15 protein-coding genes are annotated in these 15,637 nt (G+C 67.5%); 4 read left to right on the top strand and 11 right to left on the bottom strand.

Annotation, left to right across the window (positions count from 1 at the left end; all coding sequences use genetic code 11):
• Nucleotides 1-2: 2 nt before the first annotated feature.
• Nucleotides 3-380 (bottom strand): hypothetical protein, encoded by a 378-nt coding sequence (locus tag ACFVJ5_RS17705; RefSeq protein ID WP_357212580.1) that lies wholly within the window; start codon nucleotides 378-380, stop codon nucleotides 3-5.
• Between the two features lie 37 nt (nucleotides 381-417).
• A complete protein-coding gene (locus ACFVJ5_RS17700; protein WP_379221295.1) occupies nucleotides 418-1,377 on the bottom strand; it encodes a helix-turn-helix transcriptional regulator in 960 nt (319 codons plus the stop codon).
• An 89-nt stretch (nucleotides 1,378-1,466) separates the two neighbouring features.
• Here ACFVJ5_RS17700 and ACFVJ5_RS17695 point away from each other — a divergent pair, with 89 nt between their 5' ends.
• Nucleotides 1,467-1,994: a DinB family protein gene (locus tag ACFVJ5_RS17695; protein ID WP_379221293.1), complete on the top strand. Its 528-nt coding sequence runs from the start codon at nucleotides 1,467-1,469 to the stop codon at nucleotides 1,992-1,994.
• Here the strand turns inward: ACFVJ5_RS17695 and ACFVJ5_RS17690 are convergent.
• Nucleotides 1,954-4,437: a tetratricopeptide repeat protein gene (locus ACFVJ5_RS17690; RefSeq protein ID WP_379221291.1), complete on the bottom strand. Its 2,484-nt coding sequence runs from the start codon at nucleotides 4,435-4,437 to the stop codon at nucleotides 1,954-1,956. The genes ACFVJ5_RS17695 and ACFVJ5_RS17690 overlap by 41 nt on opposite strands.
• A 182-nt stretch (nucleotides 4,438-4,619) precedes the next feature.
• Between ACFVJ5_RS17690 and ACFVJ5_RS17685 the strand changes: the two genes are divergently transcribed.
• Together ACFVJ5_RS17685 and ACFVJ5_RS17680 are read left to right on the top strand one after the other, a co-directional pair.
• Nucleotides 4,620-5,075 (top strand): carboxymuconolactone decarboxylase family protein, encoded by a 456-nt coding sequence (locus tag ACFVJ5_RS17685; protein ID WP_301902310.1) that lies wholly within the window; start codon nucleotides 4,620-4,622, stop codon nucleotides 5,073-5,075.
• Nucleotides 5,076-5,107: 32 nt separating this feature from the next.
• On the top strand, nucleotides 5,108-5,581 hold the full coding sequence (locus tag ACFVJ5_RS17680) for a nitroreductase family deazaflavin-dependent oxidoreductase (RefSeq protein ID WP_379221289.1): 474 nt from the start codon (nucleotides 5,108-5,110) through the stop codon (nucleotides 5,579-5,581).
• A 1-nt stretch (nucleotide 5,582) separates the two neighbouring features.
• Here the strand turns inward: ACFVJ5_RS17680 and ACFVJ5_RS17675 are convergent, their stop codons facing one another.
• The 3 genes from ACFVJ5_RS17675 to ACFVJ5_RS17665 are packed head-to-tail and all read right to left on the bottom strand — an operon-like array spanning nucleotide 5,583 to nucleotide 8,620.
• Nucleotides 5,583-6,956, bottom strand: coding sequence for a VWA domain-containing protein (locus ACFVJ5_RS17675; RefSeq protein ID WP_379221287.1), 1,374 nt, complete (start codon nucleotides 6,954-6,956; stop codon nucleotides 5,583-5,585).
• Nucleotides 6,956-7,840, bottom strand: coding sequence for an AAA family ATPase (locus ACFVJ5_RS17670; protein WP_379221285.1), 885 nt, complete (start codon nucleotides 7,838-7,840; stop codon nucleotides 6,956-6,958). The genes ACFVJ5_RS17675 and ACFVJ5_RS17670 overlap by 1 nt, the downstream gene beginning before the upstream one ends.
• Before the next feature lie 54 nt (nucleotides 7,841-7,894).
• A complete protein-coding gene (locus ACFVJ5_RS17665) occupies nucleotides 7,895-8,620 on the bottom strand; it encodes a TetR/AcrR family transcriptional regulator (RefSeq protein ID WP_379221283.1) in 726 nt (241 codons plus the stop codon).
• A 109-nt stretch (nucleotides 8,621-8,729) separates the two neighbouring features.
• Between ACFVJ5_RS17665 and ACFVJ5_RS17660 the strand changes: the two genes are divergently transcribed.
• Nucleotides 8,730-9,392 (top strand): hypothetical protein, encoded by a 663-nt coding sequence (locus ACFVJ5_RS17660; protein WP_379221282.1) that lies wholly within the window; start codon nucleotides 8,730-8,732, stop codon nucleotides 9,390-9,392.
• Here ACFVJ5_RS17660 and ACFVJ5_RS17655 read toward each other — a convergent pair.
• The 5 genes from ACFVJ5_RS17655 to ACFVJ5_RS17635 all read right to left on the bottom strand — a co-directional run bounded on the left by ACFVJ5_RS17655 (nucleotide 9,362) and on the right by ACFVJ5_RS17635 (nucleotide 15,619).
• Nucleotides 9,362-10,720 (bottom strand): DUF2252 domain-containing protein, encoded by a 1,359-nt coding sequence (locus tag ACFVJ5_RS17655; protein ID WP_379221280.1) that lies wholly within the window; start codon nucleotides 10,718-10,720, stop codon nucleotides 9,362-9,364. The genes ACFVJ5_RS17660 and ACFVJ5_RS17655 overlap by 31 nt on opposite strands.
• Before the next feature lie 143 nt (nucleotides 10,721-10,863).
• Nucleotides 10,864-11,955 carry a DUF4185 domain-containing protein gene (locus tag ACFVJ5_RS17650; protein WP_379221278.1) on the bottom strand — a complete coding sequence of 364 codons (1,092 nt, stop codon included), beginning with the start codon at nucleotides 11,953-11,955 and terminating at the stop codon, nucleotides 10,864-10,866.
• A gap of 158 nt (nucleotides 11,956-12,113) precedes the next feature.
• Complete coding sequence (gene ilvC, locus ACFVJ5_RS17645; RefSeq protein WP_174551969.1) at nucleotides 12,114-13,115, bottom strand: ketol-acid reductoisomerase; 1,002 nt, start codon at nucleotides 13,113-13,115, stop codon at nucleotides 12,114-12,116.
• A 75-nt stretch (nucleotides 13,116-13,190) separates the two neighbouring features.
• On the bottom strand, nucleotides 13,191-13,694 hold the full coding sequence (gene ilvN / locus ACFVJ5_RS17640) for an acetolactate synthase small subunit (RefSeq protein WP_019048314.1): 504 nt from the start codon (nucleotides 13,692-13,694) through the stop codon (nucleotides 13,191-13,193).
• Nucleotides 13,691-15,619 (bottom strand): acetolactate synthase large subunit, encoded by a 1,929-nt coding sequence (locus tag ACFVJ5_RS17635; protein WP_379221276.1) that lies wholly within the window; start codon nucleotides 15,617-15,619, stop codon nucleotides 13,691-13,693. Before ACFVJ5_RS17635 ends, ilvN begins: the two co-directional genes overlap by 4 nt.
• Between the last annotated feature and the right edge of the window lie 18 nt (nucleotides 15,620-15,637).

The following is a 15,637-nucleotide window of genomic DNA, read 5'->3' as shown; positions in this document are numbered from 1 at the left end:
GGTCAGCCCTGCCATCGGCCCCAATCCCTTTGGGCGTGCAGCACAGCGGGGTCGACGACACCCCAGATGCGGATCTCGAACCGATATTCCCCGGGCTGAGGCTCGAGGAGACCTTCCACCGCATGCACCCCGGGGGTCGGAGAGAACACCCGGCGTAGTCCGAGGACATTGGCCCATTGATCGACCACCCGGCCCGGGTGCTGCGAAAGATGGCTACCGGCTTGACCTTCCACGGACAGGATGGCCTCCATGCTGTCATCGCTGGTCACTGACGGCGCCACGAACCAGGTCAACGGCAGCAATCCGACCGCTTTGCCGAGTTCGTTGAGATGTTGGGCGACAGCCGCCTCGATCGCCGAGCTCAGCTGGGACAGATTCATGAGTTAGGTATAGCGCGCCGAGGCAGACGGGGCGAACTCACAGCTGAGTGCGGGTGAAGCGGCTTCCCCACTCCCGCAGCTGCGTAACCAGTTCCGGTGGGCCGAGGACGCGGAAATCCGCTCCTACCTTGCCCAGCAACAGGATCGGCCAGTCGAGCTCGTCGACGGTCATTTCTATGTGGGTGCGGTTGTCGGGGAGGGCGGTGATGGTGCACCAGCGGCCTACTCGGGTGTGGACGTCGGTGGCCGGGGCTTCTATTTCGGCGGTGACCGTGTAGCCGGATCGGCGGGCGCCGATGGCGTTTCGGACGAAGGTGGCGGCGTCGGGGGCCGGGAGGGTGCGGGGACGGAAGCGGGTGCCGGTGGTCGCGGAGGCGGTGAGGCGGTCTACGCGGAAGGTGCGCCAGTCGTGGCGGGCGAGGTCGTAGGCGACGAGGTACCAGCGACGGCCGAGGGAGACGAGGCGGTGGGGTTCTACTTCTCGGGTGCTGGTTCGGCCGTCCGCGGCGGTGTAGGTGAAGGTGAGGCGTTCTTCGCGGCGGCAGGTGAGGGCCAGGTCGGTGAGGACGGCGGGGTCGACGTCGGAGAGGGGGACGGCGGTCCAGGCCGAGGATTCGGTCATGGCGCGCAGGGCGTCCACGCGGCGGCGTAGGCGGGTGGGTAGGACGGTGACCAATTTGCCGAGTGCGCGGATGGAGGGTTCGGCCAGGCCGTCGCCCGCGCCCTGGGAGCCTGCTTGCAGGCAGACGGTGATGGCTACGGCCTCGTCGTCGTCGAGGACAAGGGGCGGCAGGGCGGCGCCCGCGGCCAGTTGATAGCCGCCGTCGACACCGGGACGGGCGTCGACCGGATAGCCGAGTTCGCGCAGGCGGTCGATGTCTCGGCGCAGGGTGCGGGCCGAAACACGGAGGCGGTCAGCGAGTTCCGTGCCGGGCCAGTATCGGTGGGTCTGCAGCAGCGACAGCAGTCGGAGGGTGCGCGCGCTCGTATCGGCCATATTCCGATTATCTCGCAATTGCGGACAGAAACTGGCCGCAATGGGTTCTACCTTGGGTTTCACCACACCGACAAGCAAAGGATCCGCTCATGACCACCAGCATCCAGATCGACACCGAGCGCACCGACATCCTCGAGATGCTCGCCAAGCACCGGCACTTCCTGCGCTTCACCGTCCGCGACCTCACCGACGAGCAGGCGGGTCTGCGCACGACGGCCAGCGAGCTGTGCCTGGGCGGTCTGATCAAGCATGTGGCCGCGGTAGAGGCGAATTGGGCGGGTTTCATCCTCAACGGGCCCGCGGAAGCCCCCGATTTCTCCTCGATGACCGAGGAACAGATCGCGCAGTGGGGCGAGATCTTCCGGATGCTGCCCGGCGACACGCTCGAGGGTGTGCTGGCCGAATACGAGCAGGTGGCCGCACGCACCGACGAGCTCGTGCGCACCCTCCCGGATCTGAACGTGAGTCAGCCCCTGCCCGAGGCGCCGTGGTTCGAGCCCGGCGGACGCTGGACCGCACGCCGCACGCTGATGCACATCATGACCGAGACCGCCCAGCACTCCGGCCACGCCGACATCATTCGGGAATCGCTGGATGGAGCGAAGTCGATGGGGTGATATCGGCGAAGAGGGACTCGGCGGCCGCGCGGTGTTCGGTGGCGGCAGCTGGGTCCGTCGCGTCGAGGACCTCGGCGATGCCCTGGTGGGCTGTCGCCTCCTCGAAGCGGTGGCCCAGTTCCGGTGCCAGGGTGAGGGTTTGGCGATAGAGGTCGAGGGCCTCATCAGGTAGTCCTGCGAGACGGCAGGTTTCGGCGTAGCTGTTGAGGAAGTGGATCTTCCAGTGGTCTTCGAAGAGTGCGTCCAACAGGGCGAAGGCTTCTCGGTGGCTGGCGAGCGCTTCCTCGTAGCGACCCATTTCACGCAGGGCGACACCCCGGCAGTTCAGGCACCAGGCTTCGTTGTGTTTGTGGCCGTCCTCGCGAGCGAGGGCGAGGGCGCGGTTCAGGTGGTCGAGGGCTTCTTCGGGTTCGTCGGCCGCGATCGCCACGCCGAGGGTGATCTGGGCCTGGAGCGAGGGGTTGCCGGTAGGGACGGCGAGGGCTTCGCGGGCCAGTTGGGCGGCCCGGTCGCGCTGACCCAGCTGGAGCATGGCCCAGGCTTCGCCGGCGATGGCGTCGGCGGCGCTGGTCGGGCAACCGCCGGTGGTGTAGAGGTCGCGGGCTTGCCGGAACAGTTCCAGCGGTTCTTCGATACTGCCTTCGTCCCAGCGTAATTGGGCGCAGCGCATCGTCAGTTCGGCACGGGGCAGCGGGTCACCCACTTCGACGACCAGGGGTGCGGCGGCGGCGTAGGCGGCGGCCGCTTCGGTCATGCGGCCCGCGTTGTAGCGGGCGAAACCCAGATCGCTGTGCGCTTCGGCGAGTTGCCGTGGATCACCGAGATTCTGTGCGGCGGTGAGGGATTGCTCGAAGAGCGCGTTGAGATGTGTGGTGCCGCAACGGCGGGCGAAGAATGCGCGCATGAAGCGCGGCAGTTCGCACACGTGGGTGTCGGCGCCGGCTTCGACGGCAGCGTAGAACACAGCCATCAGGTTGGTGTACTCGGAGACGAACCAGAAGAACGCGGCGTCACGACCGGGGAAATGCGGTAGCTCGGCGGGCGGCAAACCGGCGGAGACGGGGCGGGTCGGCGACAGGAACGGCATGGCGGTGTCGGCGGCGGCCGCGGCGTGTACGTAGTAGTCGAGGGTGCGGTGCAGGGCGCGTTCGCGGTCGGCGGGGGTGTCGTGCTCGAAGGTGGCGGTGCGGGCGTGTTGGCGGACCAGGTCGTGGAGGCGGTAGCGGCCGTCGGCGGGTTGCTGAACGAGATGCGCGTCGAGGAGGTCTTCGAGCATGGTGCGGGCGCTGCGCAGCGAGACGTCGGCCACGGCGGCGGCGACGTAGTCGGTGAACGTGGAGCCGGGGATCAGGCCGAGCAGCCGGAACAGGCGGCGCTGGTCGCGGTTGAGCTGACGCACCGACATGCCGAAGGCGGTGTCGAATTCGCTGGCGCCCTCGGCCATTCGCTCCACGAGGATGCCGACCGACCAGCCCGGGCGATGCCGGAGACGAGCGGCCGCCAAGCGCAGTGCCAGGGGTAGGTTGCCGCACAGGCGCAGCACTTCGGCGGCTTGTTCGGGCTCCTTGGCCAGCCGTCCGACGCGAGCGTCGCCGCTGGCCCGCACCAGCAGTTCGGCGCTCTCCTCCGGCGTGAGCACGTCGAGGGTCACCGGCGGGACCTCATCGAGTTCGAGCAACCGGTTGCGACTGGTGATGATGGCCACCGACTCGCCCGCGCCCGGCAACAGGTGGCTGACCTGCGCGGCATCGGCGACGTTGTCGAGTACGACGACAGCGCGCAACCGGGCGAGCTCCGAACGCCAACAGGCCGCCCGCAGTTCGACTTCCCCGTCCTGGGGCACCTTCTCCGAGGGCACCTGCAAGGCGGCCAGCAGCGCGCGAAGGGCGGCGTCGGGGTCGAGCGGTTGGCGTCCGTCGGTGAAGCCGTGGAGGTCCAGATACAGCTGAGCGTCAGGGTATTCGGCGGTGAGTCGATGCGCGGCGTGCACGGCGAGGGAGGTTTTCCCGACGCCTGCCATGCCGTCGATGGCGACCACGCGGTCGGCACGGACGGCGGCCAGCACATCGGCCAGTGCCTGTTCGCGGCCGGTGAAGTCGGGCACGTCGCGGGGCAGGTCGTTGCGTGGCGGTGGTGGGGCGTCGGCCGGCGGGCTCGGCGGGGCGGGCTGGCGGCTGGTCTTCGGCGGGGCAGGCAGGGGGTTGTTGGCGCGTTCCCAGAGGGGACGCAGCGGGCGCGGGTCGCGTTTGACCAGGCGACACAGCTCGATGACCGCCGGCCACGGCGGGACCGTCTGGCCGCTGAGGTAGCGCGAGAGCGAGGACGAGCTCAGGCCGGTGTCGCGGGCCAGGGCGCGCACGCCACGGCCGGACAGTTCCTGGATCAGGCGCAGGCGCGAAGCGAGCTCGTCCTGCGGGTACGCCCGTGCCGTCTGCTGTTGCACAACCACCGTATTCCACTCCCGTTGTCCCGGCCTGGACCAGAAATCTCACGACCGACAAGCCGGTGGTCAGGGCCGTTTTCAGCTGTCCCACAGTGTCCCACAGTCATTCTGTTCCAGCGCCGGACGGGCTGTTATTAGGTCACACCGCAAGCAGCGGAGAAACACCGAACAAGGAGAACGACATGCAGTCTCGGATGAAGAACCCCGCCATGGTCCTCACCGACGCGATGGGCCCGATCCAGCAGGTGCTCAAGGCCGTGGAGACCGGTGGCGTGGACAGCGAGATCCTGGAGCTGGTGCACCTGCGGGTGAGCCAGATCAACGGCTGCAGCGCCTGCGTTCTCGGTGGCACCACCACCGCGCGCAAAGCGGGCGTCAGCGAAGACCGCCTCGCCACCGTGGTCGCCTGGCGTGAGACCCCGTTCTTCTCCGAGGAGGAGCGCGCCGCCCTCGAACTCGCCGAGGCCGCCACCCGGATGGCCGACCGTCCCGACGCGGTCACCGACGAGATCTGGGACAGCGCCGCCAGCTACTTCGACGAGAAGCAGCTCGCGTCGATCGTGCTGATGATCGGCGTCACCAACATGTTCAACCGGCTCAACGCCAGCACCCGTCAGATCGCCGGCGCCTGGGGCTGAGGCTCCCCCTCCCCGTGAAAGGAACTGTCACCATGTCTTCGAATCAGCAAGCGAGCACGAGCAACTCACACAGCGGCTTCTCTCGCTGGATGCAGCACCGGATGAACGCGCGGATGAACCGCAAGATCCGTCGCGGCAAAGGCACCTTCATGGGAATGGATGTGCTGATCCTGCACACGGTCGGCCGCCGCAGTGGCCAGCCGCGCGACACCCCGATCTCCTGGTTCCCCGGCGAGGACGAGTCCTGGCTGCTCGTCGCCTCCGGCGGCAAGGACGGTCACCCCGACTGGTTCCTCAACCTGATGGGTCACCCCGATCAGGCGACCGTCCAGCTGCCGGACAGCGACACGGTCGCCGTCACGCCCCGGGTACTCGAAGGAGCCGAGCGGGCGGCGGCATGGGAGCACATCACCGCCGCGCAGCCCCGCTACGACAAGTACCAGGCCAAGGCAGGTCGGGAGTACGCGGTCGTGCAACTGGCGGCCACTGCTACGAAGTACCGCTGAATCAGGCGGGCAGCAGTCTGCCGATCACCTCGGCGAGCTGGGCGACGTTGCGACATTCGTGCATGGTGACGATCTCGGTGTAGTCCTCGGCGGCCGAGTCACCGGTCGACCACGAGCGCGACGGCTCCGGGTTGAGCCAGTAGACCGCCTTCGCACGCTCGGTGATCGTCTGCAGCGCGGCGAGATTCGGGTCGGTGCGGTTGGTGCGGGCATCACCGAGGATCAGCACGCAGGTGCGTGGGCCGACAGCGTCGAGGTAGTGGTCGACGAAACCCTGGAGGACCTCGCCGTAATTGCTGGATCCGAACCGGGCGACGCCGCCTTCGCGCACGATGTTCTGCGCGAAGCCCGGCGGCGGCGGTTCGCCGGGGGTGAAGTACTGGGTGATCTCGGCGCAGGTGTCGACGAAGCCGAAGCTGCGGACCTTGCTGAACTGGTCCTGCAGGGCCTGCACCAATTGCAGGGTGAATTCGGCGAAACCACTGACCGAGCCCGAAACATCGGCCAGCACAACGAGGTCGGGGCGCCCGCGCTTGCGGGCGCGCAGTACCGGATCGACCGGGACACCACCGGTGGCCATGGAACGACGCAGGGTGCGGCGCAGATCGATCTGGCCGCGGACTGCCTTCTTGCGGCGCACCGCCAGTCGGGTGGCGAGCTTGCGGGCCAGCGGGTGCACGAGGCGGCGCATCTCGGCGAGGTCCTGTTCGCGGGCACCGAGGAAATCCGTGCGGTCCGCGGAGTTTTCGACGCCGCGGCGGGCGATGTAGTCGGTACCGCGCAATTCGGCCGAGCGCAGGCGCGCCTCGGTTTGCACATCGGCACGGAACCGGTCGACGCGGCGACGGGCCTCGATGGTGCGCACCGCGGCGTCGAACTGCCCTGTGCCACCCATGGTTTGGGCGAGCTGCTCGGAGATCTCATCCGGGCGTAGCGATTTCATGGTCAGGTACGAGGACCAGCCCGCACCGGAGGCCTGAGTGACCCGGCCCGCGCTCTCCCCCGCACCGCCGTAGGCGCCGAAGGTGTTGAGTGCTTCGCGGGCCAGTTCGGCGGTGTCCTCACCCTGGACGAGGGTGGCGATCAGACGTTCGCGCAGGTCTTCGGCGTTCTCGCTCGGGCGGGCGGGTGGCAGCGAGACGCCGAGGAAGTACAGGTCGAAGAGTTGGTCGAAGACTTTGCGTTGGCCGTTGCGCCGGAGCAGGCAGGCGGCCAGGCCCGCGCGCAGGACGCGGGGGTCGGCGTCACCGAGGGCTACGATCGCGGCTGCCGCGTCGATGGTTTCGCTGGGACCAGCGTGAATGTTGTGCTCGCGCAGCAGGGTGACGAAATCGACGAGCCGAGCGCTCGTGGGAACGACGCGCGAAGGGCTCATCACTGCACGCTGCCGTCCGCCTGGTCGTCGAGACCGAGCCGATCGATGGCGATGCGATGGTCCGACTGGTACTTCAGCAGCACCCCGAGCGTCGAGCGGACCACACCGCCGGTCAGTGTCCGCGTTCCCAACGCGACCAAAGTCCGTGCCCAGTCGACGGTTTCGGCGATCGAGGGCGCCTTGCGCAGGGAGAGCTGCCGGAGCGCGCTCACCGTCGTCACCACCGGTTCGGCCAGCGCGGCGTCGAGCTCGGGAACTTTGAGCGCGACGATCGCCTTCTCCAATTCCGCTGTCGGATAGTCGATATGGAGATACAGGCAGCGGCGCTTCAGCGCTTCGGACAGGTCGCGGTGGGCGTTGGAGGTGAGGATGACGAAGGGTTTGCGGACGGCGGTGACGGTGCCGAGTTCGGGAATGCTCACCTGGAAGTCGCCGAGGACTTCCAGCAGCAGACCCTCGAGCTCCACGTCGGCCTTGTCGAGTTCGTCGATGAGCAGGACCGTGGGGTCGGGGTTGCGGATGGCTGCCAGCAGCGGGCGGGCGAGCAGGAATTCCTCGGTGAAGACGTGGTCGCGGGTGCTGTCCCAGTCCTCGCCGGAGGTGGCGGTGATCCGGAGCAGCTGCTTGGCGTGGTTCCACTCGTACAGGGCACGGGCCTCGTCCACGCCCTCGTAGCACTGCAGGCGGATGAGCTCGGCGCGCACCGCGGCGGCGACAGCCTTGGCGAGCTCGGTCTTACCGACGCCCGCCGGTCCCTCGATCAGCAAGGGCTTACCGAGGCGGTCGGCGAGGAAGACCGCGGTCGCGATATCGAGGGACGGCAAGTAACCGGCGGCTGTCAGCCGCTCGGTCACCTGGTCCACCGAGGAAAAGAAGTTACTCATCGGTAATGAGTGTATCCACTGCCGCCCACCCGGCGGCGACGCGAGTCCCGGTGACTACGACCGCGGCTTTTCGGCCGTGACGACCGCGGCGGCGACGCCGTCCAGGATGAGGTCGAGACCGAAGGCGAAATCGCCGGCCGCCGACTCTTCGTCCGGGGGAACCTCGGCGAAGGCCTGATCGGCGAAGAGGGCGGCGATCTCGGGCAAGCGGGACAGATCGAGGGTCGACACGTCGCGCTGGTACACGTCGAGGGATTGAGCCTCGCTGCGCTGTTCGGCGCCACGCTGCTCGGCCGTGTGACGGTCGGTGACGAACGCCTGACGGACGTAGCCGCCAATCACGGTGATCGCACCGATCTTGGCGCCCCAGTCCAGCTGGGTCTCGCGCAAGGCGGCGAGGCCGGCATTCATCCACGCGAGGGCGTTGAGACCGCGGGGCGGGCCCGTGATGGGGATCTGGGTCAGCCACGGGTGGCGGGCGAACACTGTTCGCTGGCCGGTCGCCCACTCGCGCAGGGCGGGGCGCCAGGCCGCACCGATGACGGGAGGCGGCCCGAAGGCAGTGTCGGCCATCAAGTCGGTGAGGCCGTCTTTCGAACCGATGTGGCGGTAGAGCGACATCGGTGTGACATCCAGTGCGGCAGCCACTTTCGTCAGCGAAGCGGCGCGCAGACCTTCGCGATCGGCGAGCGCGATGGCCGTCGCGACGATGCGGTCCGCGTCCAGTTCGGCCGGACGCCCGACGCGCGGTCGAGCCGGACCGGGCTGCTCGCTGGTCACCGTCTCCTCCTTCGTTCGGGGTTCCCCCAACTTAACATAGAGGTTATAGTTTAAGTCCTATATTAATTCCGGCCGAGCGGGACAGCTCGGAGGCGAGGGGCGAATACCTGTGGACATCAACCAGATTCAGCGCATCACCGGAGCAGCTGCCTTCGCCGGAGCCGGCTGCACGCTGATCGAACTACCGCTGTACTTCGTGTACTCGGGGGCACCGCCGGACGCGAATGTGCTCACCCGATGCCTGCTCGGACTGATCGGCGTCACGCTGTTCGTGGTGTTCATGAGCGGGCTCGCCGCCGTGGTGCGACACCGTGACCCGGAACGCGCATGGTTCGGGTCGCTGGCCGCCGCGGCCGGAACCGCTTGGCTCACCGTCGTTCTCGTGTCGACCGGCCTCGAGGCCGGTGCGGTGATCGCGGCGCCCGAACCGATCGACCCCACCATCACCGTCACCGGTACCTACATCCTGTACGGAACCGTCTCGCGACTACTGGAAGGCCTGTTCCTCGTGGCCTTCGCCATCGCCGCCGCACGGCTACTGCCCCGCTGGTGCATCGTGACCAGCTGGGCGCTCGCGGCGGTGAACTTCGCGTTCGTGCCGTCGCTGTTCTTCGGGAACGTACCGGCCGACTTCTACGCGGCCAACGGGTGGGGCACCACGGCGACCGTCGGCGGGCTCACCACGCTGTGGTTGTTCGCGATCGGGATCGCGCTGTTTCGGTCGAGCCCGAACCGGGCGGATCAGTACGGGTTGTCGGCCACTTTCACCTGACCGTCTTTGATCGCGGCCAGCAGCAGGCGGTAGTCGGCCATGCTCTGATCCGAATACGACATCGCGAAATCGCTCAGAGCCGTGTCGAACTTCTCGCTGCCGCCGATATAGGCGTCGATGGCCAGCGGATCACCGGAGCGGCAGTGGGCACGAGCCAGCACGCCGCCGCAGACGGCGCCATAGTTGGACAGTTGCCGGTGGGTCAGATTGTCGATATCGACGGAACCCTTCATGTCGCGGAACTGACGCCAGTAGTGATGCACGCCTTCGGGGCCGGTGGCCCAGCCGAGGAAGATGTCGCTCGACGCCTGCATCAAGCGCTGACCGGCGACGACGCGATGTCCCTGGTGCTTGTACCGGCTCGCCTTCTGATACGGCGCCAGCACCGACGTGTCGGCCTCCTTCAACTGCAGGAACAGCGGAGCGCCGGACTCCTTGTCCATCAGCAGCGCGATGAAGCATCGGGTGCCGACGCTGCCGACCCCGACGACCTTCACGGCGGCCTCGATGAAGGTGTAGCGGTTGAGCAGCACGCGCATGTGATCGGGCAGGGTGCGCCGGTATTCGGCGAACAGCGCCGTCACGGTCGCCGCGTCAGGAGTGGTGATGGGTACCAGCAGCGGCGGCTGATTCTTGATCCGCGGAATGCCGTCGGCATCGGGTTCGGTGAGTTTGTCCAGTGCCTGCAGGCTGGTGCGCTTCTTGGCCGCGGCGATCGTCTTCTCGGCCAGCTTGCGGCCCTTCTTCTTCTGGACCAGCTCGAGGACCATGTCGGAGTCGACCCGGTCGTACCAGATCTCGAGACTGTCCTGCTCTGTCATCGCCTCGATGCCCTCGCGATAGCCGCGGGCGGTCGTCTCCGCCGCCGATGCCGCGTCCTCATCGGAACAGCCGTTGTTGAGCGCCGCGACCGTGACACTGGCGACCAGGCGTTTGACGTCCCACTCGAACGGGCCGGGCAGCGTCTCGTCGAAGTCGTTCACATCGAACACGAGATTGCGTTCGGGAGTGCCGAAGAGCCCGAAGTTGGACAGGTGCGCGTCGCCGCACAGTTGCACGATGAGCCCGGTATCGGGACCGGATCCGAGGTCATTGGCCATGACCGCCGCGGCACCCCGCAGAAAGGTGAACGGCGACACCGCCATTCGCGCCATCCGGATCGGCACCAGACTCGGCACCCGCTTCGCGTTCTGCTTCTGCAGAATCGCCACCGGGTCCTCCCGGCCCGGCTCCGGTTTCCACTCCCCCAGCTCGGACCGCGAAACGCGCTTGCGCGCCGCCTTGCCGACCTCTGCCGCCTGCCGATCGAATTCCTCAACCGTCGTCATCGAGCAAGTCTCGCGCTACCGGGCCGATACGGCAAGGACCAGCGGATAACCATGAGGTGACAGCGCGCGCCACCATCCGGCAAACGCGAACGGCTCATCGAGCGAGTCCCCTGCTGTCGACCGCCGACAGCAAGGGGCTGGCGCTACGGACCGAGCCGCCTGCGCCACTCGTCGACTCGGCGGACGAGCTCCTGCCACCAGGTCCGATGCGGGTCCGGTGGTGGAGTCGGCTGGGGCTCCGGGGTCGGCGCGGGCGTCGGTTCGGGGTCAGGTACCGGGACCAGCACCTTCCGGCGAATCCCGGTGCAGGTGAATTGGGTCGCCCGATAGGGATTCCCGCTCTGCGCCCACTCGGAGACGATGAGGGTGAACTTGCCGTCCTCGAGCCTGCTGTAGGGGTGTATGTAGCCGCCGTACAGGCGCGGGACTGTGTCGACACCGCGCGGCATCCCGGTGATCGGCCGGTGGGTGTGGGTCGTGATCCAGTTCGTGTTGTCGATGCGGTCGCCGACCTTGACGAAGATCGAGTAGTCCCCGGCGTCGAATCCGGAGATCACGGCCCTGTTCTCGACATAGCGCAGGCAGATCTCGCCGAATCGCCAACCGGGCAGGATCGGCGTGGGCTCACGGTTCCAGGCCCAGTTGTCGCCATCCCAACCCCAGCCCTGCCAGGCGTGCGGATCGGACAGGCCTTCGACCGTCGTGCGCCACAGCAGCATGTCCTTGTTCCTGGCCAGGCCGCCGGTGGAGATGATGTGCACCCAGTCGCTGTGCGGGTCCTTGGCCCAGGAGATCATCACCCGCTTGCCGGCGAAGGCGCCACACCAGAACTTCGAACCGCGGCGCGCCCAGGTGATGCCGCTGTCGTCGGATGTCCATACCTCGCACCACTTCTCGTTGCCCAGGCCCTGGGTGTACATGACCCACAGGTAGATCCGGCCGTCGATGGTCATCGCGTCGCACGGCAGGACGGTGGAGTACTCGGCGTTGTCGTGCTGGTAGTCCCACAGCTGGCGGCCGTCGGTGCCCGGCGCGGTGGCCATGACGATCGGTTCGGCGGGGTCGCGCGCAGATGTGCGAGTGATGACGGGGGAACGCCAGTTCCCGATGCCGTCCATCGGTGGGCCGTACGGGCCGTCCCCGGAGAACGAGTCGCCCCAGATGAAGCCGACATCGCCATTGGGCAGCTCGAACGGAATCGCGAGATCGCCGCCACCGAGGTCGGCCGAAGGCACAGGGTTCAGATCCGTGACGCGAATGACACACCCACCCCGGTCGGCTCGAGCCGAAGTCGTTGGGCCGGTGTTGTTTCCGTCACGCCACCAGGTTACGTCAGAAGGCCGAAAGGCCCGCTCGCACGTGGCGAACGGGCCTTTCGAGACGCGGTGAAACCTTACGCGGTTTCGGTGATCGGGCGGTCGACCCAGCTCATCAGGCCGCGCAGCTTGGCGCCGGTGACCTCGATGGGGTGCTCGGCGTTCTCCTTGCGCAGACCCTCGAGCTCCTTGTTGCCGCCTTCGACGTTGGCGACGAGGCGCTTGACGAAGGTGCCGTCCTGGATGTCGGTCAGGATCGCCTTCATGCGCTCCTTGGTGCCGGCGTCGATGACGCGCGGGCCCGACAGGTAGCCACCGAACTCGGCGGTGTCGGAGACCGAGTAGTTCATGCGGGCGATGCCGCCCTCGTACATCAGGTCGACGATCAGCTTGAGCTCGTGCAGAACCTCGAAGTAGGCCATCTCGGGGGCGTAGCCCGCCTCGACCATGACCTCGAAACCGATCTTGACCAGTTCCTCGGTGCCACCGCAGAGCACGGCCTGCTCACCGAAAAGGTCGGTCTCGGTCTCTTCCTTGAAGGTGGTCTTGATGACGCCGGCGCGGGTGCCGCCGATGCCCTTGGCGTAGGACAGCGCCAGGGCCTGGCCCTCGCCGGTCGGGTCCTGGTCGACAGCGATCAGAGCCGGAACGCCCTTGCCGTCGACGAACTGACGACGCACCAGGTGGCCGGGGCCCTTGGGGGCCACCATCGCGACGGTGACGCCGGCCGGAGCCTTGACGAGACCGAAGTGGATGTTGAGGCCGTGGCCGAAGAACAGCGCGTCGCCGTCCTTCAGGTTGGGCTCGATGTCGTTGGTGAAGATCGACGCCTGCGCGGTGTCGGGCGCGAGCACCATGATCACGTCGGCCCACGCGGAGACCTCGGCGGGGGTGCCGACGGTCAGACCGGCCTCTTCGGCCTTCGGGCGAGACTTCGAACCCTCGGCCAGGCCGACGCGGACGTCGACGCCGGAGTCGCGCAGGCTCAGCGAGTGCGCGTGGCCCTGGCTGCCGTAACCGATCACGGCGACCTTGCGGCCCTGGATGATCGACAGGTCAGCGTCGTCGTCGTAGAACATCTCGACTGCCACTTTGGTTGGTCCCTTCTTCAATGATGGTCAGGAAAAGTTATCGCGGAGGTTGCTGAGGGAGGTTCAGCGGGTCGCGGTGATCGACTTGGGTCCGCGGCCGACGGCCACGACACCGGACTGCACGATCTCGCGGATCCCGTACGGCTCGACCATGCGCAGCAGCGCGTCGAGCTTGGAGCGGGTGCCGGTCGCTTCGATGGTCAGCGCGTCGGGCGACACGTCGATCACCTTGGCGCGGAACAACTGCACGGCCTCGATCACCTGCGTGCGCACCGACGCGTCGGCCCGCACCTTCACCAGGATCAGCTCGCGGGCCACCGAGGCGTCGGCGTCCTGCTCCACGATCTTGATGACGTTGATCAGCTTGTTGAGCTGCTTGGTGACCTGCTCGAGGGGCAGATCGTCGACGGTCACGACGATCGTCATGCGCGAGATCTCGGGGATCTCGGTACCACCGACGGCGAGGGATTCGATGTTGAAGCCACGGCGCGAGAACAGGCTCGCGACTCGCGCCAGCACGCCCGGCTTGTCCTCGACAAGGACGCTCAGGGTGTGAGTCGTGCTCATTCGTCGGTGCCCTTCTCGAATGTGGCCTGCTCGCGTTCCATCGCCTCGTGGATGACGGCCGGTTCGGAGACCGACTCGTCCTCGTCGAAGAGCGGACGGATGCCGCGGGCGAACATGATCTCGTCGTTGCTGGTGCCCGAGGCGACCATCGGCCACACCTGGGCGTCCTTGCCGACGATGAAGTCGATGACGACCGGGCGGTCGGTGATGGCCTGGGCCTGACGGATCGCGTCCTCGACCTCGGACTCCTTCTCCACCCGGATGCCGACGCAACCCAGCGCCTCGGCCAGCTTCACGAAGTCGGGGATGCGCAGGGAGTGCGTGCCGAGATCGGTGTTGGAGTAACGCTTTTCGTAGAACAGGGTCTGCCACTGGCGGACCATGCCCAGGTTGCCGTTGTTGATCAGGGCGACCTTGATCGGCACACCTTCGATGGCACAGGTGGCCAGTTCCTGGTTGGTCATCTGGAAGCAGCCGTCACCGTCGACCGCCCAGACTTCCTTGTCCGGCGCGCCCATCTTGGCGCCCATCGCGGCGGGAACCGAGTAGCCCATGGTGCCGAGACCACCCGAGTTGAGCCAGGTACGCGGGTTCTCGTACTTGATGAACTGCGCGGCCCACATCTGGTGCTGGCCGACGCCCGCGCAGTAGATGGCCTCGGGGCCCGCCAGACGACCGAGCGTCTCGATGACGTACTCCGGCGAGACCGAGCCGTCGCTGGGGGTCTTCCAGCCCAGCGGGTAGTTCTCGCGGATGCCACTGAGGTAGGCCCACCATTCGGTGAGGTTCAGCAGCGGTGCGTCGCCGGACTGCGGATCGGCCTTGAGGGTCTCGATCAGCTCGACGATCACCTCACGCGCGTCGCCCACGATCGGGACGTCGGCGTGGCGGTTCTTGCCGATCTCGGCCGGGTCGATATCGGCGTGGATGACCTTCGCATCGGGGGCGAAGGAGTCCAGCTGACCGGTGACGCGGTCGTCGAAACGGGCGCCGAGGGTGATCAGCAGGTCCGACTTCTGCAGCGCGGCCACAGCACCGACGGTGCCGTGCATGCCGGGCATACCCATGTTGAGGGTGTGGCTGTCGGGGAACGCGCCGCGCGCCATCAGGGTGGTGACCACCGGGATGCCGGTGAGTTCGGCCAGCTCGAGCAGTTCGGGCGAGGCGTCGGACTTGATGACACCGCCACCGACGTAGAGCACCGGCTGCTTGGACTCCAGGATCAGCCTGGCGGCCTCGCGCACCTGCTTGCCGTGCGGCTTGGTGACCGGGCGGTAGCCGGGCAGACGCATCTCCGGCGGCCACGAGAACGTGGTCTGGGCCTGCAGGGCGTCCTTGGTGATGTCGACCAGGACCGCGCCGGGGCGACCCGAGGCGGCGAGGTAGAACGCCTCGGCCAGGGTGCGCGGGATCTCGGCGGCGTCCTTGACCAGGAAGTTGTGCTTGGTGATCGGCATCGTGATGCCCGAGATGTCGGCTTCCTGGAACGCGTCGGTGCCGACCAGGCTCGACGGCACCTGACCGGTGATCGCCACGATCGGGACCGAGTCCATCTGGGCGTCGGCCAGCGGGGTCACCAGGTTGGTGGCGCCGGGACCGGATGTGGCCATACACACACCGACCTTGCCCGAGGCCTGCGCGTAACCGGTCGCCGCGTGACCGGCGCCCTGCTCGTGCCGGACCAGGACATGGCGGACCTTCTTCGAGTCGAACAGCGGGTCGTAGACAGGAAGGACCGCGCCGCCGGGAATGCCGAATACCGTGTCGACGTCGAGCTCTTCGAGGGACCGAACCACCGATTGGGCGCCGGTCACGCGCTCGGGCGCGACCTGGCGGCGGGTGGGGTTGGTCGCCGGGCTACCAGGGGTAGCTGAAGGCGCTGACCTGCGGGCCGATGGCCCGGGTCGTGCGGTTGGTGCACTCACCGTCTTCGTTCCTCACTG

This window comes from Nocardia sp. NPDC127606 (assembly GCF_042671725.1).
Classification (GTDB): domain Bacteria; phylum Actinomycetota; class Actinomycetes; order Mycobacteriales; family Mycobacteriaceae; genus Nocardia.
This window is presented reverse-complemented; position numbering and strand designations above follow the sequence as displayed.

Bases quoted from the DNA above. Each gene is read 5' to 3' on its own strand.
- ACFVJ5_RS17700 (WP_379221295.1), bottom strand. From the start codon at position 1,377: ATGGCCGATACGAGCGCGCGCACCCTCCGACTGCTGTCGCTGCTGCAG.
- ACFVJ5_RS17680 (WP_379221289.1), top strand. From the start codon at position 5,108: ATGTCTTCGAATCAGCAAGCGAGCACGAGCAACTCACACAGCGGCTTC.
- ACFVJ5_RS17670 (WP_379221285.1), bottom strand. From the start codon at position 7,840: ATGAGTAACTTCTTTTCCTCGGTGGACCAGGTGACCGAGCGGCTGACA.
- ilvN (WP_019048314.1), bottom strand. From the start codon at position 13,694: ATGAGCACGACTCACACCCTGAGCGTCCTTGTCGAGGACAAGCCGGGC.
- ACFVJ5_RS17695 (WP_379221293.1), top strand. From the start codon at position 1,467: ATGACCACCAGCATCCAGATCGACACCGAGCGCACCGACATCCTCGAG.
- ACFVJ5_RS17705 (WP_357212580.1), bottom strand. From the start codon at position 380: ATGAATCTGTCCCAGCTGAGCTCGGCGATCGAGGCGGCTGTCGCCCAA.
- ACFVJ5_RS17685 (WP_301902310.1), top strand. From the start codon at position 4,620: ATGCAGTCTCGGATGAAGAACCCCGCCATGGTCCTCACCGACGCGATG.
- ilvC (WP_174551969.1), bottom strand. From the start codon at position 13,115: ATGTTCTACGACGACGACGCTGACCTGTCGATCATCCAGGGCCGCAAG.
- ACFVJ5_RS17675 (WP_379221287.1), bottom strand. From the start codon at position 6,956: ATGAGCCCTTCGCGCGTCGTTCCCACGAGCGCTCGGCTCGTCGATTTC.
- ACFVJ5_RS17655 (WP_379221280.1), bottom strand. From the start codon at position 10,720: ATGACGACGGTTGAGGAATTCGATCGGCAGGCGGCAGAGGTCGGCAAG.